Genomic DNA, 22,946 nt, shown 5'->3' with positions numbered 1-22,946 from the left:
TGCAGAGATGAAATTTTAATCAGTGAGATCTGACTTCTCTTTCAATTCGTCCCGGACTTGTGGCAGTTCACTCAGGCAGCGTTGCATCTCCTCGGAAAGCGTTTTGATCAATGCCTCAATGTTTTCCAGGTGATCTTCCTTGCCGGCCAGTTCGATCTCTTTTGACAGTTGCTGCAGGGACGTCGCGCACAAAATGCTCGTAGCGCCCTTCAGTGAATGTGCTGCTTCAGCGACGCCGAGGGCATTGTCCTGTTCCGCCTGCTTCCGAATCTGTGTCACCCGGTCTTCGCCCGTGGATTCCAGTTCGTCCAGTAGCGAATCGATCAGCTCCAGGTTGCCACTGCAGAGCTCAAGTAAAGATTCCGTATCAATGGCTCCCCGGTCAGGGACAGCGGTCTCTGTCTCTTCCGGTTTCGTTTGCTGGTGGCCGGCTTTGATTCCGTGCAACTTTTTCAGCAGTTTTTTGATCTGCGCTTTCTGTACCGGCTTGCTGAGATAGTCATCCATCCCCGCTTCCAGGCAACGCTCTCGATCCCCTTTGATCGCATTGGCGGTGATCGCGATGATGGGCAGGTGATCGTCCAGTTCCCCCTCCTGTTCCAGCTGACGAATTCTCCGGGTGGCTTCCAGACCATCCAGTTCCGGCATCTGACAGTCCATCAGAACCAGATCATAGTCGTGATTCAGTACCGCTTCGATTGCTTCCAGTCCATTCACCGCAGTATGGCAGAGGCAGCCGAACTGCTTCATCATCTCAGTCACGTACATCTGGTTAATCGTGTTATCTTCGGCCAGCAGGACCATAGTCGCTGGCAGAATGACCTGGTTTTCATCGGATTGTGCTGGTGGAGTCCGCTGAGGTTGGGGCAGGGAGTGTTGCTGGTTGAGCAGGTTGCAGACGACCTCGTACAGCTTGTGACGCAGCAGCGGTTTGTGCACCAGGGCATCGACGCCCGATTCTTCCAGGTCGCTCTGGCTCAACAGGGTTTCTGGTGAACGGGAGATTAAAACCACTTTCGGTCCCGATCCTTTCAATTCCCGGGCCAGTACCAGCCCGCTCAAGTCAGGCAGATCGAGGTCGGTCAACACCAGGTCGATGGTCTGTTCGTTGTCGTGAGCCCGTTCGAGAATGGAAAGCGCCTCCGCAACAGTACTGGCGGTTTCAACTGCCAGTTCCCATTCCCGGGTGAAATTCTGCAGGATCTGCAGGCATTTCTGATTATCATCCACAATCAGCGCCCGCCGACCGGCCAGCGGTGAGCGGATGGGCAGAGCCACAGATGTGGGAGAAATGGAGTCAAACGGAATTTCGAACCAGAATGTCGAACCGGCCCCCTCCTGGCTTTCGATACCGATCGAACCTCCCATCAGTTCGACCAGGTTGCGGGAAATGACCAGCCCCAGTCCGCTGCCTCCGTCGTTGCGCGTGGTCGAGGCATCGACCTGCGTGAACGACTGAAACAGGCGGTTCAGCTTGTCTTGGGAGATCCCGATGCCGGTATCACTCACGGTGAAGCGAATCGTAATCTGTTCGGCGCTCTGGTCAACGGCTTCCGTACGGACTGAAACTTCACCCGCTTCCGTAAATTTGATCGCATTGCCGACCAGGTTGACCAGCACCTGGCGCAGCCGGTAACTGTCTCCCTTGAGGATCAGCCGTGTAGCCGGATCGATGGCGCAAGGGAGCTCCAGGTTTTTCTCGGAAGCCCGCCAGACCATCGTACTCATGGTGTCCATGACCAGTTTTTCAAGGTCGAAGTTGTGCAGGTCCAGATCCAGTTTGCCCGCTTCAATTTTGGAGAAATCGAGAATATCGTTGATCAGGTTCAGCAGTGACTCGCCACTGTTACGGCAGGCATTGACGAATTCCTGTTGCTGTTGGCTCAGGCTGGTGCCCGCCAGCAGTTCCGTCATGCCGATCACCCCGTTGAGCGGCGTTCTGAGCTCGTGGCTCATGTTCGCCAGGAATTCACTCTTGGCCTGGCTCGCTTCTTCTGCGGCCTGTTTCGCCACTTTCAGCTTTTCTTCAGTCTCTTTTTGCGCGGTCGCATCCAGCACAAAGCAGAGGCAGAGATCTTCCGCTTCATCCAGGCGCGTCATCCCCAGGACCACGGGGACCCGGCTACCGTCTTTACGGAAGTATTCTTTTTCGATCGGTTTCGCGGCGCCGGTTTCCAGCATTTCCTGCAGGACTTCCCGGTCGCGCTGCTGCCATTCTTCGGGCGTCAGTTCCTGGCAGTTTATCAGGCCCTCCTCCAGGTCTGCATTAGAATAACCCAGGATCCGCAGCAGTTCGTCGTTGGCCTGTTCGACACGACCGTCAAATCGGCAGGTCATGATCCCCAGAATGTCGGCCTGTCTCAGTTTACTGAACTGGGAATTTGCGATTCTCAATGCGAGTTCGGACTGTTTTCGTGCGGTGACATCCACCTGGGTGGCGATGAAATTCAGCAGGATATCATCGTCGTCCAGCACCGGGTCAATCTTGAGTTCAATCCAGTATTCGCGGCCATCCCGATCATAATTCACAATCTCTGTGGCGATGCTTTCCTTACGCTGCAGATGTGCCTTGATGCTGGCGATGGTCTCTGAACAAGTCTCCGGCCCCTGCAGGATTTCACAGAGATGCCGTTCCATGACTTCATTCAGCGAATAACCGGTCAGGCTCGTAAACGCATCATTGACCCATTCGATGTATCCCTGGGCGTCGGAAATGATGACCGAATGCTTGGTCTTGCTGGCGACCAGCGACAGTTTCTTGACCTTCTGATGATACATCTGCAGGGCTTTTTCCGCTTCTTTGCGTCCCTGGATGTTCTCGATGAGGAAGATAAAGTGCCTTGGTTCCCCGGTCGGCAGACGGACCAGCGAGACGGTCATGTTCGTCCAGACGACGGTCTGTTCGCAAGTCAGATAACGTTTTTCGACGGAATAGGAGTCGATCTCCCCCGCCAGCAGTTTTTCGGTGTTTTTCAGATCGGTTTCCAGGTCGTCGGGGTGTGTGAGTTCCTGCCAGTTTCGTTCCAGCAGTTCCTGGTTCTCATAACCGAGGATCTCGCAGAGTCCATGATTGACCCGCAGCCAGCGGCCATCGGGAGACACGTGTGCGATTCCCATCGCGACCTGCTCAAAGGTGCTGCGGAAATTCTGTTCGCTTTCGGAGAGGGCATTTTTCTGGAGTTGTTTTTCCGTGTAATCATGGCAGACACCGACAAATAATCTGGGTTTGCCGTTATCACCATAGATGGCATGCCCATGTGCATAGATGTAATGTACGGTTCCGTTCCGATGAATGATGCGATATTCACAACTGTAGGAAGTGCCGGTTTCAACACTCTTGTTAAAGGTGATTTCCACCCGCTCGCGATCATCAGGATGAAGCCGTTTGCTGAAATCTTCAAAACAGAGGTCTGTTTCTGAAGGATCGACGTCAAAAATCTCCCGGGTTCGCCGGTCCCACTGCAGGTTGTCGGTTTTCAGATCCAGTTCCCAGACGCCGATCTGTCCTGCTTCCAGGGCGAAGTCGAGCCGCTCCTGGCTGTGCTGCAGTTCTTTGGCGAGCAATGCCGCGGAGGGCAGTTTGAGTGCTTCTGGGATCAGGCGGATTAAAACAAAGACCGTGATCCAGGAGACAATCGCGGTGCAGGCCTTGATCAGACCGGCAAAGCGATAAACGGGCCACCAGAAGATCCCTGCTTCAATTAAGTGTCCAAAGCCGCAGAACAGGATGAAGGCCGCAAACAGCCAGATGATGCGCGGAAAGGGCAGATCCTTCCGCTGTAACAGAAAGTACAGCAGCATCACCGGAATTGTAAAATAGGCGCCGAAGATGGCGATATCAGACAGGATATGCAGCCAGCCCACATCGGTGGACCAGGTGCCACAATACCAGCGCTGCGGAAAATCGTTTGTGTCAAACAGTTTCGCGAAGAACGTTGCCGGCCCTTCGGCCTGGAGTTCCGGTTTCGCAGTCTTCAGTGCGCAATGACCTCCTGGGCAGCCCTGTGCGGGAGCTGCGGACGCTGTGTCTGCCGCATTCGTTGAGCCGACAAGCCCTGACAACAGCAAACACAACAGGCAGGCAATCCAGATTCCTCTGGCGCGAACTTTCAGTACCGTTTCCGAGCGCATATTCTGATCTCATACTGTAAAGAAAAGAGCCGACGATTCTGTGGTGCGATTCAGAATCGGTGCGGGCAGGTGATCGTATCCCCACGGGACGCATCAACCACCATTGAAACCTAGGTCAGGTTTTTCGAGGTTGAGTGAAAAACCGCAGGCTTCCCCCCAGTTGCAGGGAGATTCCTCACTGCGCTACAGGCGGTAGAATCGTTATGAGTGTCAGGAAGGGGAGATCGGGTAAAAACAGGCAGTGAAATCCGGAGAGGTGTGCCAGCAGCCTGATTGAATCGGGATTGAAGCTGCGAAACTGTGGTGCAGATTATTCGGATGCCTCTTCCAATGTGCGATCATTAATCCGGTCTGCTTCTTCAATCAGCCTCTGTTTTATACCTTTAATTTGCTGGTTGAATGATTTCATCAGCGCCGGATCGTGTTTGATCTCTGATTGGATGCGTTCCACTTCCTGCACGGGCTGCAGCAGGTTGAGCAGGGCTTGAGAGCGTTTCTGGTGATCCCGGTTCTCCGCATGGATCACGGAGGGAAAGGCAGCCAGGTAAACTATCGTCAGGGCCAGCAGGGCGATCAGGCTGGAACGACTCAGCAGGCGAACACCCGCCTGCCAGTTCTGTGGATGTGGGCTGATTTCTGTAGAACCAGGTTGAGGATTGTTTGGGCAGCGTGACCAGCGCAGGAGAGACCAGCTGAGCAGAATCGACAGAGACAGCAGAACGGCGAAACCCTCGCCATGTCGGGCAGTCCATTGCGGGTAGATCCAGATCCACGCGGGGACCTGTTTCTGCGGTTGCCTGTTCCAAGCGGCCAGCATGCGAAAGGGATTTTCATCAGCCACGGAAACGTCACGGCCGAACCAGGTATGCATTTCCGCGGGATTCAGGCTGGCTTGAAAGACTTCTGCACCCGCTGGAAAGACGAGCAGCGTCATCAATAACACGAGACCACTGACAGTCAGCTTGCGATGTGTAGACCGCCCGGAGGAACGTATAAAACGAATCACAATGAAGACCGCAGTTCCATAAAGAGCGACGAGCAGCAACGAAACCGGGATGAGCAGCGCCAGGGAAGTGTGGATCCAGTTCTGTTCCACGAATGCCAGCAGGGACGCGAATTGAAAATAGATCAGGACGGGAGCCGCCAGGACCAGTAGCAATGAAGTCAGCTGCTGCCAGGTAAGGTTCTCTCGCTTGTGGAGCAGCCGCAGAGAAACCGTAAATACCAGAATCAGACCGACCCAGCAGAGGACCAGCAGCAGGACGTTCCAAACGGGTTCCGAGACCACATCAGCCGGGATCACACCCCAGATAAACAGGCTCAAACTCACTCCAGAGAACCAGGCAATCAGGGTTCTCCACCAGCCTGGTCGAGGCGCAGGGCTGTCAGCCGGTTGACCTGTCAGGCGAGCTGTCAAAATCAGCAACAGCGACAGCGGAAGCAGAAACAAGATGAAAGGTTCACAGAGTCCCGTCAGCGCTGCTGCAAGGGATGCTTCACCAGCAGGCTGCGCCTTTCGCCGTTGATGATAACGGTCCAGGGCTTCCATAAAGATTTTTTCCCGCAGCCAGGCCTGTTGCAGGTCCTGCTTGAGTTCTGCTGTTTTCGCGGGTGTGAACGACTCAGGATGCACCTGCAGCACCATGAATAATTGTCCCAGTCCCGATGTGCGTAAGCTGTATTTGAAGAACGTCTGCTCATAGAAATTCTGTGGCCCCGTTAATTGCTCTGAGATCCGCAGCAGATGACCTGCATTTTTTATCACCGTATCATACTTCTGATGTTGCAGATCTGATTCGCAGGCATAGATCAGCCAGCGTTGTAGTTGAGCGACGAAACTGATAGCGGGGTAAGAGGCATTCCTCTCTTCTGCCGCTTTAAGCTGGTCTTCCAGGGGCAGCGATGTCTGTTTTAAAAATGCCAGTGTGGCCGACCAGGTGCTCGTGCCGACATCCAGGGTCGTTTTTTTCAACCCCGCCTGCAGTCGTTGCTCAGCTTGCGCGTAGATCTGTGGGTCGGTGATTTTCAGGGTCAGTTGATATTCCTCGTCCCACTCCGGTTCGGCTGACAGCTGGTAGAACTGCAGCGCCGCCAGATAGTCATAGAGGGCATTTTCCGGATCGTGGGCCGCACCTTCTTCCAGCACCTGCAGCCAGTCCTCAGGATAGGGCTCTCGTTCTGATTCTTTACGGGTCGCAAACAGCAGCAATGCGCGCTGTCTCCAGAATTCCACATTCTCAGGAGCCAGGCGTGTGGCGATGGCCGCCTGTTCCAGACAGGCAGCACGGCCGAGTGACTGATATTCCGCCTGGGATTGATCGAATGTATTAACAATTTCCTTTGACCGTTCCTGCAGGTCCTGGCTGGATGTGATATTTCGTTTCAGGAATCCATACTGTGGTTCGGCCAGCATCCAGGCTGCTCCCAGCGCGACCTGGGGATCGGTCTGTGTCGCCGGGATCCTGTTGACCTGATCCAGCCAGAATTGCGCCTGAACCGGAGGAGGTTCCTCACCGATCGATGTCGTCCGGCCCAGTTGGCGCAGCACCTGGTCTTCCCAGTCATTCCGGAGCGACCGCCAGCCGGCAGGGGAACTGCTGACAACCAGGATCAGACGCAGGCTGAGCAAGACCAGCAGTCCGAGTAGTAGCAGCCGGGGCCAGTCTGATTTCAGATGCCTGATTGTTTCCGCCGAAAGAGATTGCATACCTGTGGTGAAACGTAAGTTACAGCAGCCAGGATCAAGTAGTTTTCACTATTCGTCCCGCGTTTCCAGAATTTCTTCGATCAGTTGCAGTTTCTGCTGCTGGTATTGGAGCACGCGCCAGTCGCCATAGATTCCCAGCAGCGAGATCGGGATCACGATCAGCGCACAGACGGCAATCCAGAGCGGCAGCCAGTCAAACAGCAGGTGCAGGCTGAACAGTCCCAGGGCCAGCAGGGTCGTGATCAGATGCGCGCGGACGCGCAGTTTCTGGATGCGGACGTTTTTCCTGATCTGTGGCGCCACACGAGCCGGGTTCTTGCCGGCCAGCTCCTGCTGAATGTCGATTTCCATCGGAATCAGGTTGCCTTCCCGGGAGCAGTGGAATGAGCGGCTTTCTCGTATCGGCACTGCATTCCCAGCAGCACAAAGCCGATCAGCGGGATCAGGATGTCGGTGTAAAAAATCAGCCCCGCATTCCCGGGGGCGAAGTTGTGTGCTGTGATCATCTGGTAGATGTGGCCGCCCGCAGCGCCCAGCAGGAACATCGAGGGACCCACGACCGCTGCGGCCCGCAGACCCAGACTGCCGCGGAATGCCAGGAAACCGACAACGGCGTAACCCAGGCTGGCGGTTCCTACTTCAAACTGAAACGGACTCTGCGCCCAGCCGATAAACCGGGCTGCAGTCTCGCCGAAAAACGAGTGCATGATGAAGTTGTAGAAAAAAGAACAGCCGATCGAAAACAGCAGGAAATATGAAAACAGTGCCTCCACCAGGATTGCTTTCGGCCGTGGTCGCGGTTTGCCCAGCAGGGCAATTCCGGAAACCAACAGACCCAGGATCAAAAAACTGAGCGTGAAATTTTCCATCACAAATTGAATCAGCTTACCCATAGATCACTCTCTGTTGCAGGAAGTTATGATAATAACGTTAGTTTACATCGTCACAGCATTTATACAGTTGTTATCTATCGGCCGTTCCATTAGGGTTGCTAACCATCTGCCGAGTTTTTGAGAAATCAAAAGGGTTCAGCCCCGGAATCGACCGGTGGTCATGTGGCGTAAATCTAATTAGAACAGTCACTTGAGTATATCATACTTTATTACATCGAAATTCGAAGAGGAAACGACGAGGAAGCCCCCCGAGTTTGTTGAACGCGTGTTGTCAGCAGTTCTGCCACGCGTGTGAGAGCTCGCACAACAGGGGGGAACATACAATATGACAAACAGTGTAGTCTGTAAATTTGGCGGGAGTTCCGTAGCGAACGCATCGCAAATTGAAAAAATCCGTCGCATTGTCGCTGACAATCCCCAACGACGGTTTGTGGTGGTCTCGGCACCAGGCCGGGTCCAAAAAGCCGAAGAGAAAATCACCGATCATCTGCTCAATATCGCGACCAAAGGGCAACACTTTCGGGACTGCCGTAAAACGATCAGCGCGAAGGAAAGCAAACAGGCCGTCATCGACCGCTTCAGCGGGATTATCGCCGACCTGGAGATCGACGGCAAGGCCTTGCTCGCCTCGCTGAAACAGGATCTCGAACCCGATCTCGAAGGGGATCGCCGGATTGCCTTTCTGGCCTCCCGGGGCGAACATTATAACGCCCGCATCATCGCCGCTTACTTTCAGCGGAAAGGCATGCAGGCCCGCGCCTGTCTCCCCGAAGAGTTCGGCTTCCTGGTCACCGACAGTTACCTCGATGCCAAAGTCGAAGAGCCTGCCTACGAAAATATCGCGGCCCTGGACCAGGAAGAGAGCGACATGGTCACCGTCATTCCCGGTTTCTACGGCGTGACCGATCAGGGAGAGATCGCCGTCTTTTCCCGCGGCGGTTCCGATCTGACCGGGGGCGAAATCGCTTACGCGATCGATGGCGACAAATATGAAAACTGGACCGACGTGAGCGGCGTGCTCGAATCGGACCCCCGCATCATCTCAGCGGCCCGGGCCATTCCCCGCCTGACGTTCAAAGAGATCCGTCTGCTCTCCTCCAAGGGAGTGAATGTCTTTCACCTCGATGCGATGCTCAACTGTCGCAAGCGGAAAATTCCGATTCATGTCCGTAATACAAATCACCCGGAAGCCGCGGGTACGCAGATTCTCAACGAGCGTGTGCCGGAAGAGGGCGTGGTCGGTATCGCACGGCTGGATAACATGGCCTACATCTACCTGGAAAAGGACATGCTCTGCGAAGAGGTTGGCTTCACCGCAACGCTGCTGACCATCTTCCAGAGCTACGGGATCAACACCTACCATTATCCGACTGATAAAGATGACATTGCCGTACTGGTCAAACAGGACGACCTCAAAGGGAGCATCAACGATCTGCGGCGGGCGATTGAAAAACAGCTCAAGCCCGATTTCATGGACGTGGTCTACAATCTTTCAATCATCACACCTGTCGGCCTGGGGCTCAAACGCAACTCCTATCCACTGGTCGATGCAATCAACGCACTGGGCGAGCACCATATTCCGATCGAAATGATCGACCAGAGTCCCTCACAGATCTGTTTCCATATCGGCGTCAGCCAGGCCGTAGCCGACGATGCCTTGAACATTCTGTATCGCGTACTGATCAGCGATACCCGCGCGTGACGCCGGTCTGACTGCTTCAGAATCCGGGAGGGAACTGTCCCGCAAGGGCTTCCGCCACCAGTTCATTCAGTGACTGGTCGTTGAACTCATACCGCAGGCGGCCTGCAAAGGCCCGCGCTTCGGGAGTGCGATCGTTGTGGATTAACAGGGCAATGAGCACAGCGAATTGCTGGCACATTCCCAGGCAGAGCACCCCATGCTCCCCAAAATGGAATCGGGATTGTGATCTGAGACCTTGAGGCAGATTTGTGTGGGAGGGACGCTGCTGCATCAGATCCAGGGCTGTTAAATGGACTTCCAGAGTGTGCAGGGGATCAATATATTTCCCGCATATCTGATACTCACCCGCGCGAATCAACGGTGATTCTGCACGCGGATAACATTTGAAGGCCAGCTCAGGATCTCGCTCATCCAGACAGAGAAACAGGGAGACTGTCTGTTGAGTTTCCTCCAGTTTTCGATTGATGCTGGCCAATTCCGCAAACTCATCGACGTCACCCTCTCCGCTCAGTAGTTTTGTTTTTGCCAGATCGCGAAATTCTTTGAGCTTTTGCAGAGCAGGGGGATATTCGGCTCCCAGTTCCACCCATTTTCTCAATACGGATGATCGACGAATTTCAGGTAACGATTCATTCTGATGGAACCAGACATGCTTGGCCAGCGCTGCCGAATACCGACCCGCACGCCGGTCTGTCTGAGCTTCCCTGAGAACTTCCCGCGACGACAAATGGTCGGGAGGCTGCCAGTTCTCGAAATCATCTGCGGAAGCGTCGGTCATGCTCTGGTTCCTCGCATTGCAGGTCAGGGTTCTACCTGGATCAGTTTACCATAAATCGACTGAAACGTAATCCAGCCATTGATCCGGCCGGTGTTATTGCCGATCTGAAAGCGTTTGCCCTGAATGGCCTTGATCAGATGCAGGTACTGACTGCCATTAACTTTACTGAGCACGATGTCTCCCTTCTGGAGTTTATCTTCCTCAACGGGGGCGACGGTGCAGAGCTGCCCGGATTCGATTTTCCTTTTCATGGAATTCCCCCGCGGACGAAAAGAGACGGTTTCGCCTGCCTGCAGTTGTGCAATGTAGTGTGTGGCCCAGCCGATGGGAGGCTCTCCTTTTTAACAGCCTGGTCTACAGGTCAGTCACCGCTTCCAGGTGGAACTGTGATCGATCTGCTTTTTCTGATGCGTCCCCGGTCTGGTGTTCCGAGACCATCAATCCATTGGACAATTTTAATGAGCTCCGGTTCGCTCAGGCAATGAAAATCAAACTGCACCCGGATGGAGAGGTGGTCGCGCCACTGTGTGCGGAGATAGTGCATGCGTCCTGCAGGCTGACTTTCCAAGGTGATCAGCAGCAGGTCGGTTCCATTGTGAACCCAGAAATCAAACTCGTCTCCGGTTTCAATCCGGTCCGGAATCTGGTGTACTGGTTCGATTCTCAAGCGTCCTGCCTGAATTTCTCCTGCGCCATAAACGCGGCTGAATCTTCGCCACTCTTTTTTTCGGATCCGCGCTCGGACGCTCATCTGTTTCTCTTTGACTCTCACTCTTGGAATTACGTTGCAGGTTGCTGAGTTCAATAGACCGGTTGCACGTTCTCTGCGATTTCAATGCCGCCATCAGAAATGATGGTGACGTCGGCCTTTTCGTCATAGATGACGTAGTGACCGTCGGCGTTGAGTTTCACCTCCAGGTGTGCAGGAGACCATTCCACCGGACCACAGATATGGACCGGGCTGAATGTGAGGTGTAGATTCCCTTTTACGCCAGACTTTTCCACTCGGATGGTGAGACTGCGGTGGCTGTCCGTGAGATCGTAAAACCGGGCGCGACCGCCGTGCCAGCGATGCAGCAGGGTCGGAAAGTGCCGCAGGATACGATGGGATCGGAGTGATGCGTTGTCAAATTTCGTATCAGGAAGTGTCATAGATCGTGTTGCTAATACGGCCACGAAGTCGGTACTTCCCCGGTCAGAGCAGAATCGAGTGCTTTGTGGAACTCGGCGTTTTTCCACTCCTGGCGGGCCTGGTCGGCGATGGTACGGGCTTCTTCGGCCCGATCATTGACTACCAGCAGTGCGACCAGAATCGTGGTGTCATTGGTAAATTTTTTATCTGAAAATTCCAGGATTCGAGGCCCGATCCGTGGGTTCTTGGCCAGCCTTTGATTGACTTGTCTGCTCTGGATCATCATTCGATAGGATTTTTCCGGTTCCAGATACTGACCACAAACCTGATATTCTCTGGCTTTAAGCAGAGCCGGTTCGGCGAGCAGAAACACTTTCTTTGCCATGGGGGGCTGCTGCTGATGAAGAAGCAGGAATGTGTCTTTCGTCCGCGTATCTTCGTCCAGAGTCCGATTCAGTGCTGCCAGATCCTGAAAGGATTGCCAGATATTTTTTCCATCGAGTACATGTCGCGAAGCCTCGTCTCGTGTTTCTTTAAGTTTTTTGAGAGCCGGCGGATAGACTTCAGACAGATTTTTCCAGTAGCTCAGCGCGAAAGAGAGTCGCACACCACTCAGACCGGGTTGATATTTCAATGCGTTTTCATAAAACCAGACATGTTTCGCCAGTGCCGTTTCATATTCTTTTGCTTGAACATCATTGCGAATGCTGTTCAGAATCGCCTGCGGATCAGGATCTTCAGGTGGCTGCCAGTCTTCAGTAAAGGCGGGTAAGGGGATCAGGCACAGTAAAGCGAATAAGCAGGATTTCATGGGCAACCTCGAGCTGAAAGAGAACTTAATCATGGGATGGTGTGCCTGCGTCAGCTTTGATTATATCGCCTGGGCAAATAATTGACATTACCAACTGCAATGAATCTAATGTTTCAGGGCCCCACCGCAAACTTCTGTATCCGGTGGTTATAGGCATCCACCACATACAGGTCCCCGTGGCTGTCGAACGCCATTCCGTGTGGGGCGTAGAACTCGCCCGGAGCAGTCCCTTGTTTTTCGCCACAGCTGCGGAGATACTTTCCTGCTGGTGAAAACTGTTGTACGCGGCCGCTGACGGCGGAGATCCAGAGACGATCTTTCTGATCGACGCAGACCGCGATCGGTCCGGTGAGACTTTTTACCGGCTTGCCGTCAAAGCCGCTGAAATAACCGCCCAGTCCGCCCGGAGTGTCGGCGTCGGTTCCCCAGTGCTGGAGCAGCTTTCCTTCCGCTGTAAACTGCTGGACGCGGCAGTTGGCCCCTTCGGTTGTCCAGAGGTTCCCTTTGGAATCAAAGGCGAGAAACTGTGGACCGCCGACCCGGGAGTTGGGAGATCCCTTGCCCCCGAACTCGCCCGGCTGACTGCCATGCTTGCCCCACTCAAACAGGAACTGGCCCGTCGGATCAAAGACCTGTACCCGGTGGTTGGTCTGGTCGGCGACATAGATGCGGCCATTGTCAGCCACTGCAATACCTCCCGGGCAGTTGAATTCCCCCGGTCCTTTCCCCGGCTTCCCCCATTGGCGAATGAGCTTACCTTGAGGTGAATAGATCGAAATTCGATCGCCGATTTTGTGTTTGCTCGATCCCGAAGCCAGGATGTGCGAGAGCACCAGATTCCCCTGTTTGTCGAACGCGAGACCGCCCGGATTGGGAAGGACGGGAAACTGCGCCAGCAGCTTGCCTGCGCGATCGAATTTCTGCACGCGATCATTCAGGTGATCGGTCACAAATATTTCATCGCCAGCGTTAATCGCTATATCAATCGGAAAATGGAACTCGCCCGGCTGGTCTCCCTGCTGCCCCCAGGTTTTCAGGAACCGGATCGGAGCGGGTTCTGCTGCGATGGTGACTGACTGATCTGAGAGACCAGATGCTGCCAAGAGACACAGGCAACAGAGTAGCCCGTTTCTCAGCATTCGCTTTTTTAATGGACCAGGCAATTCAGATTCCTTTCAGGTCAGTAAAAGGGACAGAGAATAATACGATCATACATGACTGAGTTTGTTCAATCAAAGAGATTCAGGGACCGCTGAATTTCCCGTAAATAATTGTGACGTGAAGTGGCCAGCAGGTATAGAATAGAAACAGATCTGAATTTTTCTGCTGAGAGAAATGAGAATGTCGAACGCCGAATCTGCCTCGAACAAAGAACCGGAGTTTTCCCGCCGCAGCGCATTGGGCGCAGTGCTTGTCAGCACATTGGCAGCGCTGCGCAGCTGGTGGCGTGGTACTCCGGTTCAGGCGGGGCTTTCTGCGCTACCGGAACACGTGACTCCTCAGACACAGGCAGCCATCGAAGGCGGCTTGAAATGGCTCGCGTCCCGGCAGGTGGCAGACGGCGGATTTGGCAGCCGGGGTTCGTATGCGCGAAACGTAGGAGTCTGCGCACTGGCGGGGACGGCGTTTCTGGCACATCGCGGCATGATTGGCCCGTATCGTCGCGCGATTCAGGAGTGCATTCGTTATCTGCTCGGTCGGGCGCAGGAGAACGGATTCATCGTCGAAGCAGAGGTCCGCACGCACGCGACGCTGTATGGTCACGGGTACGCAACGATGTTCCTGGGACAGGTCTTCGGCGAGTCATACGATCCGCGCGTTCGTGACGCGTTGAAAGCGGCGACACAGTTGGTTCTGAATCTGCAGGATGGGCAGGGGGGCTGGTGTTATACGTCCGACCCCCAGGACGCGGATGTGTCGATCACCACCTGTCAAATGCTGGCTTTGTTCTCAGCCCGGCAGGCGGGCATCGGCGTGCCGCGGGAAGCGATCGAGCGGAGTGTCGAATTTCTCAAGCGGGCCCAGAACGAGGATGGCGGCTTCCGTTATCGTCTGGACGATCCTCCCGAATCGCTGTTTCCCCGTTCGGCGGCCGCGGTGGTGGCACTCACCTGTGCCGGCCTGGGACAGGATCCCGCGGTGCAGCGCGGACGGGAATACCTTCAGCAGCCGCATCCTCCGCTGGAACTCTCCCCGGGCCAACTGGCCGAGTACCATTTTTACGGGCGTTTCTATGCGACGCACGCTGCCTGGCAGTCGGGAAAACCGGAATGGGATCGCTGGTATCCGATGGTCCGCGACGAACTGCTCTCGCAGCAGACGACCGGCGGCGCCTGGCACGACGCCAACATCGGCGATGAATATGCGACCGCGATGGCACTGCTTGTGCTGCAGTTTCCCTATGGAAACGTGCCCCTGCTGGCGATACGCTGAATGACAATCCTTCGAGATCGCCTCGTAAAGAAAACTCTTTAAAAGAGCTGAGCACGCAGATCGATGCTGTGCTCCGGGGCCTGGGTCAGAAACAGATTGTCGTGAAAGCGATCGACGAATCCCAGATTGACAGAATGCGCTGCGTAATACTGACCATCATACGATGAAAATCGACCATTGATTGAAAAGGCTCCGGTCTGGCTCAGCTTCAGACTGAACAGTGGGCGCGTGTAAGAGCCGCGGTCAGGCGCACCATGCTCCGTCCAGCTGTAGGTAAACAGGACCTCCAACTGGTCCGACTGCTGTTGAAACTGGAATGACCAGTATTGCTCCTCTGAGACGGGGAACTGTGTTGTCTGTTTCAATTGAAAGTCATTCCCTTCTTGAGCGATGACTTCATGTATTATTACCGGTGGGAGGGGGCGTGGTGCCTCAGGTAAGAGCAGCCTGTGCGGAACGGCGTTTCTTTGCTCCGCCTCAGGCATCCCTCGTGATTTTTTTGTCCAGAGTGTTGTAATATGTTGGATGATAATCATGGTTAGAATTTAATTCAGAGAATCCTCGTCTACGCTTCGTCCGTGAGCTCCGCATACGCCCACAGGTGTTGTCGAGTGATTTAGCGGGCGCCCAGATTCACCGTCGAAGAGGTAGACCGGTCTGGATAAAACGACGATAGCTCATTCAGTCTGGTTCCGGTATTTTTCGCGGGAGAGAGCGGACGCAGATCGTAGTCCTGAATCTGAAAGCGGCCTGCATTCTTCAATTGCGGATTGGCGCGAATGTCACCCGCTCCCCGGACCGCCTGTTGCGGAGTGCCGCCGTACCAGAGGTTGTGAGCGAACTCGATCTGGTCGACCGGACCTGCCACATCGGTCAGACGGGCGCGTCCGGTCTGCTGAAAGATGTTGTTCACGATGCGTGACTGCTGATGTCCCTGGTCGGCATCAATGTGGAGCAGGGGACCTGTCGAACCGCAGGCGGTATTGTGGGCGATCAATGTCTGCCGCAGACCGCCTCCCCGCTGATAGTTTCCGGAATAAATGGCATAGTAATTATTCACCAGGATATTTCCGACAAGCGTATTGTGTGAACTGAGATTGGTATAGCCGCCATAATTTTCATTGGCGATCTGAATACCGGAGGCGGGATGATTGAACCGGTAAAACTGACTCTTTCCGGTGGAATAGACCAGGTTGCGACTGACGAGCGTGTGCGTCGTGTTATCCAGATAGATGTTCACAGAAAAATTATCCGAAACGGTGTTGCCTGCGATGGTTCCTTTATCTGATAGATACAGGCCGATGCCTTCTCCGTAGCAGCGGGAGACCGTGTTGTTTCGGATCGTCACATGCTTCGACAGCCCGGCTCCGACGCCGAAACTCCAGCGCTGGTGCGGTTCGTTCTGATTCATCAGTACACAGTCGGTCACGGTGTTGCCTTCGAAGAGCAGGTCTCGCACGGGATCGTCGAGACGATTATAGCCGGCGTAGATGCCGCTGTTCTGACACTGCTCGATCCGGTTTCCGGAGATCGTGACGTGATGAATCCGGTTGCCGGGCCCCCAGAGCGAGATGCCGATTTTCTGTGCGTTGCGGATTGTCAGTCCCCGAATTTGAACATGATGCGCGAGGACATTAATCAGACTGGAGTCGGCTGGCGTGCTTCGTCCGTCGACAATCACCGTTTCACCCTGCATGGCCTGGAGCGTAATCAGGTTCCCTGTCGTTCCAGAATTAATCAGATTCAGAGGGCGGGATTGCGGATAGTTCCCTTTACGGACGATGACACTGTCACCGGGTCGGCGGGCGGAATTGAGACCGCGGGCAATGGTGCGAAACGGCTGATGCAGTGAGCCGGGGTTCTGATCGTTGCCCGTCGGAGCGACATAATAATCGGTGGCTGCCAGTTCGTCTGCTGACAGTAAACACAGAAGTGTTGCTACTATAATAAATGTCTGTAAGAGACCAGGTGCAGGCAAAACGCGAATCCTGTTTCAGAAGTGAGACTTCGTAGATGATGTGAATGATGTTTAGATTAATCTCCTGAAGTGAGAAAAACAATGAAAATCTGACGCATCCTGCGTTCAAGTCGCATTCGGATTCTCTCTCTGAAATGTATGATACATCCAGGTGTCGAGAGGCTTTGCTGTCGTTGTCTCTCTGTCAAATTCCTGTCGACGGTTTCATTAAACTTGAGAATCAACTCCGATGCAAATCTTAACTGACCAGAATACCGCTTTTGAACTGGAAGCCCTGAAGCCGGAAATCGCTTTTCTGCCGATCGGTGCCACGGAACAGCATTCGCGGCATCTGCCGCTCGCTACCGATACCCTCCTCGCGGATCAGCTTTCGACAGCGATCCTGGAACAGCTCGACTGGCCCGGCCATGTCTTCCTGCTGCCCACGCTGCCGGTCTCCTCGTCAGAAGAAAATACCGGCTATCGGGGAACCATCAGTTTCACGCCGCTGACGATGCGGTCTATCGTGCGGGATATCTGGGACTCGCTCACACGCGTCGGCATTCAGAAGCTGATCGTCTGCCCCTGGCATGGAGGGAATTTTATTCTCAAGCCGATCATTCGAGAATTGAATTGTGAGAAACAGCAGTGTCATCTGTTTTATCTCAATCCGTGGGAACAGGTGCCCGCAACTGTTTACGATCAGTTCGCGCATGGGTTTGAAGTGCACTGCGGCGATGTGGAAACGTCGCTGATGCTCGCGCTCAATCCTGAATATGTGAAAACAGAACGGATCGATAACCCGACGCCTCACTTTAAAGCACCCCTGCAGGACATGTGGTCGATGAGAACGCTCTCCGGCGGGGAAGGGCACACGGGCCATCCCACACAGGCGACTGCAGCTAAAGGGGAGATATTCAAGCAGGCGGTGATCGAGCACTCGGTGCGCTATCTGCAGGAATTACTGAAACTCTCGCAGCAGTATCCGAACTATTGAGATCATTTGCTTTGAGATTTTTGGAAGATGATTTCAAAAAAATGAAATACGAGGAAATAAATCGTGCTCCGCGCGCATCTGAAAAGATGTTGATATTTCTCAAAAAACAGCGAACCGTTTCTTTTGAGATGCATCTAAGTAGGCAGTCAGTACAACTGACAGACACGTTGGCTAATTTTTAATCACATTTAAAAACCGGAATTTCATCTTCAATGATTTCTTATTTGTGGACAATCAGTTTAAACGGCAAACCCGCAGGCGAACCCGAGGCCGGCCTCCCGGCTGAAGATACGCTCGCGCTGAATTTGCGTTGTTGACACCTGGTTGATCTACAGAACTCTGAAATCACCCGGTGTCATCAGGCAGCGGGTTTTTTTACGTCTCCATCCAACTGAATTTCAATTTTACAACAGTCAGGTGCCACTCCGTTCGCCCAGCGATCGCGGTACGCACACACCCTGGCCCGTTCAACTTCTGGTGAGGTTACCGGTCTTTCTAACCGGGTAGGTCGGGTTCGAATCCCACACGGGTCATTTTTCAATTGTTTAAGGAGCTTCCATCATGGTGAGTTTAACTCGTTCTAAACGCACGGCCCCAACTTCTTTTCGGGGTCGTGGTGTAACGGTTGCATTGCTGGCTTTTAACCTTGCAGGTGGGGGTTCGAATCCCTCCGGCCTCATTTTTGATTGAGAGGTATCACGCACCGGTCGTCTAAGTCGGGAAGATGCCGCCCGGTTGAGGGCGGAGATGGGGGTTCAATTCCCACCTGGTGCTCTCGTGTCAGAAAGAACGGAAACTGAAACAACAACAAATTTGCGCCCATGATGTAACGGTAGCCTACTGTCTTGCCATGGCGGAAGTGCGGGTTCGATTCCCGCTGGGTGCTCTTTTCAATCAGGGTGTGGGGAAGTCTGGTTAACCCGCGTGCCTTGGAAGCACGAGATCACTGGTTCGAATCCAGTCACCCTGACTCCGCTTTGAGCGGCTCAGTGTTAGAAAACTGATTTACTGCGGTGGTACTCGTGTTGGTACGGGTGGGCGACTGTTAATCGCTTTGACGCAGGTTCGATTCCTGCCACCGCAGCTTAATGAGACAACCATTCACGCCTCTGGTGTAACGGCAGCATGACCGGTTCCAACCCGGTTGATCGGGGTTCAAATCCCTGGGGGCGTGCTTAAAAAGGTGTCAGGAACCTTAAAAAAAGGGTCCTGACACCTTTAATCTGGCCTTTAACAACATGGCTCGGTAGGCAACTGGCAGACCACTTTGGCTTAGCCCCGTTGCCGGGTTTGTTTTGATCGATTTAATGCAGTGGAAAGGTGTTCGTCATTCGAGAAAATCAATTAAGAAACGCCTCTCACAAACGATGCTGTGGGTTCGAATCCCACTCGAGCTACTGAAATTCATTACGTCCTCGCGGAGTAGTCTGGAGTGCTCACCTGGTTGTCAACCAGGAGGTCGTGGGTTCAAATCCCACCGGGGACGCTTACAAATGGCACGGTATGCAAACTGGTAAAGCAACGAAACTTAAAATTTCGTGATTGTCTGCGGGTTCGACTCCCGCCCGTGCTACTGGAAAGAAGACACACGCGTTGGCTGGGCATTGGCGAGCCCAGGTGGCTGTAACCCACCCGCTTCCTGCTGTGGCGGTTCGACTCCGTCCCGACGCACTTTGAAAACCACCCGGCCAGGTGGCGGAACTGGTAGACGCGCGACTCTCAGAAAGTCGTTCCTTCAAGGAGTGCGAGTTCGACTCTCGCTCTGGCCACTTATTATTGACGCAGAGGGGCAGGTGCCCGGCCGACTCTCATAAGGTTGGAATACCCGGTTCGATTCCGGGCTCTGCTATTTACTTTTCCAGGGCTGGCATGTACCAAGGGCGGCGATGGACTTTTGCAAAGTCTATGTGATGGGTTCGATTCCCCTCCGGTCCACTGATGATAAGATCCTGTTATCAGGATATTTCAGAAATCGATGTAGTGATAAGGTGCACGATGCAGGAACAAGTCTGTCTGATTGGATTCGACGAACCCGAAATTTCCGTTTTGAAACAACGGATTTCAGGTCGCGTTATTGCGCATCCCTCTCTGCCCGGGTTTCGGGTTGAGGATGGGCTGTTGTACGTCGATAACGAACAGGGGGGCTGGCAGTCCCGCGTGGATCGTGTGATCTTTCACGGGATCTTCGAAGAGGATGCAGAACTGTTTGTGGCGCTCGCTCTGTGGGGTGGCCCCTGTTTTCCCGGACCGCTCGGTATGCTGGCCTGTCGCGATAAACATGCCTGCCTGGTTCGGGTTCTCTCGCAAACCCGCTTTCCCGGCAGGGGACGAGGTTACGTCCCCGCGGGAAGTGTGGTGAATCTGAAGACGGAGCAGGTGGCCAAGTGGGGCAACTGGCATTGTGGTGAGAATAAGGCGCGAATCCAGGGAGAGTGGTGCGCGGAATACAGCAGCACACTCGAACCCTTTTATCCAGGGGAAGCGGTCCGCGTCGTCCTCCTGGGAGAAGATGTCTTACAGATTCGTCTCGCGGGAGACGACTGGTTGAAATCAATCCACGATCCGTCAGCCGACTTCATGGAGGTTCACGCGGATCTGGCAGACGACACCCGGGCACTGGCCCGGTATTTCGATCTACCCGTGATTGCCAATGATTATATCGTTGGTGAAGACGGTACGAAGTACCTGCTGGAAGTGAATCATATTCCGAATGTCACCCGCTTCCCGCTGATCTGGGAACGGTATGTGGCACTGGTGACAGACTGGTGCGCTTCCGCATGAGTCTGTTTCAGAAATATTGAAAACTCCCCTCCCGACGGGAAACTGTCGGGGGGGAAGTTTCGAATGTGATCTGGTTAATGTACACTGTTGAGCTGAGCTGGTTTGTCTATTCAGAAAGCCACTCAGACAGAATTTTATTCCGGGGTAGTTCAAGGTTAGAACACTCGGCTTCAATCCGAGAGGGTGCTGGTTCAAGTCCAGCCCCCGGACCCTTTCTATAGCGATGTCACGATCATGCAAGACGAAAACCTGGAAGAAATGCCTGCACTGGAGATTAACCCCGGTTATGCCCTGGGACAGATCGCCAAAGCGTTAACCACTTGGGAAGAACATCCCGCCCCGGACATCTCCCGGCGTGCCAGGGAGAAGGTTGCGAAATGGGTTCAGGCGTATCAGGGGCTCGTATCTGGTGAGATTGAAGTCGGTTCACGCACACCCCTGGCAAATACTCCTGCCTGGGTGACGCTCGAAGTCGTTACGGGTGGATTTGCCACAGGAAATTATTCTGCAGGCGGGGCGATTCGCGATCACGAACAGCAACTGCAGCAAAAATTCTCGCTGCCGCAGGGAGACGACTTACGTCAGGCCCTGAACCTGTTTTGCCTGACCGAGCAGGGGCTTGCCTGGTTGTCCGGTCTGTTATCCACAGGCTGTTATCGGGTTGAAGTTCCTGAAGAGGGGGCATTACTGGTGGTTGCCTGGCTGCTGGAGCAGGGAAATGCGGCGCAGGCACGTGAACTGCTGGACGTGATCACTCCTTTTTTTGGAAAACTGCGTTTCTTTCCGGTTCCCGCTGCTCAGCCGCTAAGTTCCAGTTCTCGAGTCTGTCTGCAAACCGTGCAGGAGACACGACAGAACCTGCAGCTGGTACGACCCAACGAACGCATCCTGGCCCAACGCGAAGCGCTGACGGTCTGGACGCCGCTCTATGACCAGACGGTATCTCTGTTCCTGGAAACAATTGACGGAGAAGCTCCTTTCCTGAATCAGGAAGGCAAAGTGGCAGGGGGCTACCCGTTCGAGCGGATTCCCGAGGGGTGGACCGAGCGGGCGCGTCGCTTACTTGAAGAGTATGCAGCCCTGCGCAAGGTCCATCGTTTGTGCGGTAAGCCGGATCGGAAGAAAGAAATCTTTCCGCAGCTGCGCAGCTTTCTGGAACAGTTTCTGGCAGACGCTGGATCTCTGTCGGAACGGGATCGTGCACGGGTACGAAGTCTGCTGGCACGCTATGTCAACCGTCGCGGTACACCTGAGTCTACCCGCTGTCGCGAAATCCGCGACCGACAGGAACACCAGGCACAGACAGTGCATTACTATGACCTGACCCGTCTGCTGCTGGAGCGGCTCAAGCAGTACCCGCAGGAAAACGGTCTGGAAGATCTGATCGAAGTCGTGCAGCAAGCTTCAGCAGAGGAGTCACAACAGTATGGCATTCCAGCAGAAACGGAAGTGCCGGACTACTTACTGAGAAAGCTGGAACGTTGTCGGATCGATACGATTGAAGTGCTGGTTCGCAGTGGAGTGATCACATCTGGCGAGACTCTGGCGAAAGTTCTTCCCCAGATAACAGCACAATTGCGCGCCATGGGAATCCGCGATCCGAGTTTAAAGCAATTGTATTCTGCGGTTTACCAGTCATTCAGTCGTCGTCGGTCTTTACTGCTGTTGAACCTGGAGCATCAGGTGCGTCTGGAAGAACTTCCCTGGGTGACCGCCATGAATCAGTTCCGGGATGAGAATCTTTCGGATCAGGAAATCGCCCGGGAAACACTGCAGGAAGTTTGTACGCTGACATTACTGTCTTTTCCGCAGACAATCATACCCAATAAGCAGTTACAGGAAATACGATCTCTGGCGCGAGCAGCCAAAGTGGATCTGAAGCTGGTTGACGAAATTGCGGCTGACATTTTTATGGGCGTTTTTACTTCCAAGTATCTGGAAGCTGCGCGAGTCTCAGCGAAACTGTTATTGGGGACTTTGTATCAGATCTATTATGGACTGGATTATCAGGCGTTGTTAGATCTGCCGGTTACAGATGTGACTCGAGGGAGAGATCAGACTTTGATTCGGCTCTGTGAATCGCGCGCGGGTGTTCAATCCGGCTCGTGGAGCGTCGCCCTGAATGGCATGCTCATCGAGCAGCAGCAGATTATCACGACGCAAAATCTGGCAGTCCTGTTTGAATCACTGAATCTGGCTGAAACTCTGAGGCCGCACCTGTCCGAGATGGCTCGATGCTGCCTGCGGTGGATCGGTTCGCAGTTACATGTGAACTCTCCGTCTCGTCACGCGGCACTGATCGTCTGCAAAAATTCCGCTTATGCCTGGAGACAGATGATTTTCTATCTGTCATTTCTCCCGGAAGAGGAATTGCAGGAATTTCGTGTCTGGGCTGATTCGTGGTGGGAACAACAGTCCGATTCCATTCGGGGGCGATTTCAGCCAGCCATGGCAGGATTGAAACTGGCGCTGGATGGTAAGCCGCCAGGCACTGATCCGGAGGCACGCCTGTTTCTGGGCTGGTCGAATAAAGGTAACCGTACACCAGAACCATTGTAGGCGCAGGGTTTAGAATCTCGGGTTTCCTCACGTTTCCCATACAGGAGATCCCATGGTCCAAAACA

At 54.0% G+C, this 22,946-nt stretch carries 17 protein-coding genes and 9 tRNA genes; 14 read left to right on the top strand and 12 right to left on the bottom strand.

The window, feature by feature from the left end; genetic code table 11:
- Nucleotides 1-15 precede the first annotated feature (15 nt).
- From Enr10x_RS14960 to Enr10x_RS14945, 4 genes are all read right to left on the bottom strand, one after another.
- Nucleotides 16-4,131, bottom strand: coding sequence for a PAS domain-containing hybrid sensor histidine kinase/response regulator (locus tag Enr10x_RS14960; protein WP_145450476.1), 4,116 nt, complete (start codon nt 4,129-4,131; stop codon nt 16-18).
- 310 nt (nt 4,132-4,441) lie between these two features.
- Entirely contained in the window at nt 4,442-6,838 is a 2,397-nt protein-coding gene (locus Enr10x_RS14955) for a hypothetical protein (protein ID WP_145106318.1), read from the bottom strand.
- 48 nt (nt 6,839-6,886) lie between these two features.
- Nucleotides 6,887-7,189: a hypothetical protein gene (locus Enr10x_RS14950; protein WP_145106320.1), complete on the bottom strand. Its 303-nt coding sequence runs from the start codon at nt 7,187-7,189 to the stop codon at nt 6,887-6,889.
- 5 nt (nt 7,190-7,194) lie between these two features.
- Nucleotides 7,195-7,731, bottom strand: coding sequence for a DUF6790 family protein (locus Enr10x_RS14945; RefSeq protein WP_145106323.1), 537 nt, complete (start codon nt 7,729-7,731; stop codon nt 7,195-7,197).
- 325 nt (nt 7,732-8,056) lie between these two features.
- On the opposite strand from Enr10x_RS14945, the gene Enr10x_RS14940 reads away from it, so the two are divergent.
- Nucleotides 8,057-9,433, top strand: a complete 1,377-nt coding sequence (locus Enr10x_RS14940; RefSeq protein ID WP_145450473.1) for an aspartate kinase — start codon at nt 8,057-8,059, stop codon at nt 9,431-9,433.
- A gap of 16 nt (nt 9,434-9,449) precedes the next feature.
- Here Enr10x_RS14940 and Enr10x_RS14935 read toward each other — a convergent pair whose 3' ends face one another.
- The 6 genes from Enr10x_RS14935 to Enr10x_RS14910 all read right to left on the bottom strand — a co-directional run bounded on the left by Enr10x_RS14935 (nt 9,450) and on the right by Enr10x_RS14910 (nt 13,257).
- Complete coding sequence (locus tag Enr10x_RS14935) at nt 9,450-10,211, bottom strand: hypothetical protein (RefSeq protein ID WP_145450470.1); 762 nt, start codon at nt 10,209-10,211, stop codon at nt 9,450-9,452.
- A 23-nt stretch (nt 10,212-10,234) separates the two neighbouring features.
- Nucleotides 10,235-10,507: a S24 family peptidase gene (locus Enr10x_RS14930; protein WP_261343270.1), complete on the bottom strand. Its 273-nt coding sequence runs from the start codon at nt 10,505-10,507 to the stop codon at nt 10,235-10,237.
- A gap of 65 nt (nt 10,508-10,572) precedes the next feature.
- Nucleotides 10,573-10,962 carry a hypothetical protein gene (locus tag Enr10x_RS14925; RefSeq protein WP_145450465.1) on the bottom strand — a complete coding sequence of 130 codons (390 nt, stop codon included), beginning with the start codon at nt 10,960-10,962 and terminating at the stop codon, nt 10,573-10,575.
- Nucleotides 10,963-11,012: 50 nt separating this feature from the next.
- Nucleotides 11,013-11,363, bottom strand: a complete 351-nt coding sequence (locus Enr10x_RS14920; protein WP_145450462.1) for a hypothetical protein — start codon at nt 11,361-11,363, stop codon at nt 11,013-11,015.
- Between the two features lie 11 nt (nt 11,364-11,374).
- Entirely contained in the window at nt 11,375-12,154 is a 780-nt protein-coding gene (locus Enr10x_RS14915; protein ID WP_145450459.1) for a hypothetical protein, read from the bottom strand.
- A 113-nt stretch (nt 12,155-12,267) separates the two neighbouring features.
- A complete protein-coding gene (locus Enr10x_RS14910) occupies nt 12,268-13,257 on the bottom strand; it encodes an NHL repeat-containing protein (RefSeq protein ID WP_232093017.1) in 990 nt (329 codons plus the stop codon).
- A 238-nt stretch (nt 13,258-13,495) separates the two neighbouring features.
- Between Enr10x_RS14910 and Enr10x_RS14905 the strand changes: the two genes are divergently transcribed.
- Complete coding sequence (locus tag Enr10x_RS14905; protein ID WP_145450456.1) at nt 13,496-14,587, top strand: prenyltransferase/squalene oxidase repeat-containing protein; 1,092 nt, start codon at nt 13,496-13,498, stop codon at nt 14,585-14,587.
- A gap of 38 nt (nt 14,588-14,625) precedes the next feature.
- Here Enr10x_RS14905 and Enr10x_RS14900 read toward each other — a convergent pair whose 3' ends face one another.
- Together Enr10x_RS14900 and Enr10x_RS14895 are read right to left on the bottom strand one after the other, a co-directional pair.
- The gene (locus Enr10x_RS14900) at nt 14,626-14,952 is read right to left on the bottom strand and encodes a hypothetical protein (protein ID WP_145450454.1); all 327 of its coding nucleotides are present in this window, start codon (nt 14,950-14,952) and stop codon (nt 14,626-14,628) included.
- A gap of 251 nt (nt 14,953-15,203) precedes the next feature.
- Complete coding sequence (locus tag Enr10x_RS14895) at nt 15,204-16,565, bottom strand: right-handed parallel beta-helix repeat-containing protein (protein WP_197997213.1); 1,362 nt, start codon at nt 16,563-16,565, stop codon at nt 15,204-15,206.
- Between the two features lie 229 nt (nt 16,566-16,794).
- On the opposite strand from Enr10x_RS14895, the gene Enr10x_RS14890 reads away from it, so the two are divergent.
- The 12 genes from Enr10x_RS14890 to Enr10x_RS14830 all read left to right on the top strand — a co-directional run bounded on the left by Enr10x_RS14890 (nt 16,795) and on the right by Enr10x_RS14830 (nt 22,881).
- Complete coding sequence (locus Enr10x_RS14890) at nt 16,795-17,541, top strand: creatininase family protein (RefSeq protein ID WP_145450449.1); 747 nt, start codon at nt 16,795-16,797, stop codon at nt 17,539-17,541.
- A 460-nt stretch (nt 17,542-18,001) separates the two neighbouring features.
- Nucleotides 18,002-18,074: transfer RNA gene (locus tag Enr10x_RS29975), tRNA-Glu, on the top strand.
- A 282-nt stretch (nt 18,075-18,356) separates the two neighbouring features.
- Nucleotides 18,357-18,427, top strand: a tRNA-Gly gene (locus Enr10x_RS14875).
- Between the two features lie 9 nt (nt 18,428-18,436).
- Nucleotides 18,437-18,511: transfer RNA gene (locus Enr10x_RS14870), tRNA-Pro, on the top strand.
- Between the two features lie 39 nt (nt 18,512-18,550).
- Nucleotides 18,551-18,625, top strand: a tRNA-Asn gene (locus Enr10x_RS14865).
- A gap of 19 nt (nt 18,626-18,644) precedes the next feature.
- Nucleotides 18,645-18,715 (top strand) — tRNA-Trp (locus Enr10x_RS14860).
- A gap of 237 nt (nt 18,716-18,952) precedes the next feature.
- Nucleotides 18,953-19,027: transfer RNA gene (locus Enr10x_RS14855), tRNA-Asp, on the top strand.
- Nucleotides 19,028-19,036: 9 nt separating this feature from the next.
- Nucleotides 19,037-19,114 (top strand) — tRNA-Leu (locus Enr10x_RS14850).
- A 17-nt stretch (nt 19,115-19,131) separates the two neighbouring features.
- Nucleotides 19,132-19,212, top strand: a tRNA-Tyr gene (locus Enr10x_RS29970).
- Between the two features lie 15 nt (nt 19,213-19,227).
- Nucleotides 19,228-19,310, top strand: a tRNA-Leu gene (locus tag Enr10x_RS14845).
- 226 nt (nt 19,311-19,536) lie between these two features.
- The gene (locus Enr10x_RS14840; protein ID WP_145450447.1) at nt 19,537-20,322 is read left to right on the top strand and encodes an ATP-grasp domain-containing protein; all 786 of its coding nucleotides are present in this window, start codon (nt 19,537-19,539) and stop codon (nt 20,320-20,322) included.
- Between the two features lie 234 nt (nt 20,323-20,556).
- On the top strand, nt 20,557-22,881 hold the full coding sequence (locus Enr10x_RS14830) for a hypothetical protein (protein ID WP_145450444.1): 2,325 nt from the start codon (nt 20,557-20,559) through the stop codon (nt 22,879-22,881).
- Nucleotides 22,882-22,946 lie beyond the last annotated feature (65 nt).

Origin of the sequence: Gimesia panareensis (genome assembly GCF_007748155.1) — a bacterium.
In the GTDB taxonomy this organism is placed as follows: domain Bacteria; phylum Planctomycetota; class Planctomycetia; order Planctomycetales; family Planctomycetaceae; genus Gimesia; species Gimesia panareensis.
Note: the sequence above shows the minus strand (reverse complement) of the source record. Positions and strands in the feature narration are given on the sequence as shown.

Bases quoted from the DNA above. Each gene is read 5' to 3' on its own strand.
- Enr10x_RS14890 (WP_145450449.1), top strand. From the start codon at position 16,795: ATGCAAATCTTAACTGACCAGAATACCGCTTTTGAACTGGAAGCCCTG.
- Enr10x_RS14915 (WP_145450459.1), bottom strand. From the start codon at position 12,154: ATGAAATCCTGCTTATTCGCTTTACTGTGCCTGATCCCCTTACCCGCC.
- Enr10x_RS14935 (WP_145450470.1), bottom strand. From the start codon at position 10,211: ATGACCGACGCTTCCGCAGATGATTTCGAGAACTGGCAGCCTCCCGAC.
- Enr10x_RS14960 (WP_145450476.1), bottom strand. From the start codon at position 4,131: ATGCGCTCGGAAACGGTACTGAAAGTTCGCGCCAGAGGAATCTGGATT.
- Enr10x_RS14920 (WP_145450462.1), bottom strand. From the start codon at position 11,363: ATGACACTTCCTGATACGAAATTTGACAACGCATCACTCCGATCCCAT.
- Enr10x_RS14905 (WP_145450456.1), top strand. From the start codon at position 13,496: ATGTCGAACGCCGAATCTGCCTCGAACAAAGAACCGGAGTTTTCCCGC.
- Enr10x_RS14840 (WP_145450447.1), top strand. From the start codon at position 19,537: ATGCAGGAACAAGTCTGTCTGATTGGATTCGACGAACCCGAAATTTCC.
- Enr10x_RS14945 (WP_145106323.1), bottom strand. From the start codon at position 7,731: ATGGGTAAGCTGATTCAATTTGTGATGGAAAATTTCACGCTCAGTTTT.
- Enr10x_RS14830 (WP_145450444.1), top strand. From the start codon at position 20,557: ATGCAAGACGAAAACCTGGAAGAAATGCCTGCACTGGAGATTAACCCC.
- Enr10x_RS14925 (WP_145450465.1), bottom strand. From the start codon at position 10,962: ATGAGCGTCCGAGCGCGGATCCGAAAAAAAGAGTGGCGAAGATTCAGC.
- Enr10x_RS14940 (WP_145450473.1), top strand. From the start codon at position 8,057: ATGACAAACAGTGTAGTCTGTAAATTTGGCGGGAGTTCCGTAGCGAAC.
- Enr10x_RS14950 (WP_145106320.1), bottom strand. From the start codon at position 7,189: ATGGAAATCGACATTCAGCAGGAGCTGGCCGGCAAGAACCCGGCTCGT.
- Enr10x_RS14955 (WP_145106318.1), bottom strand. From the start codon at position 6,838: ATGCAATCTCTTTCGGCGGAAACAATCAGGCATCTGAAATCAGACTGG.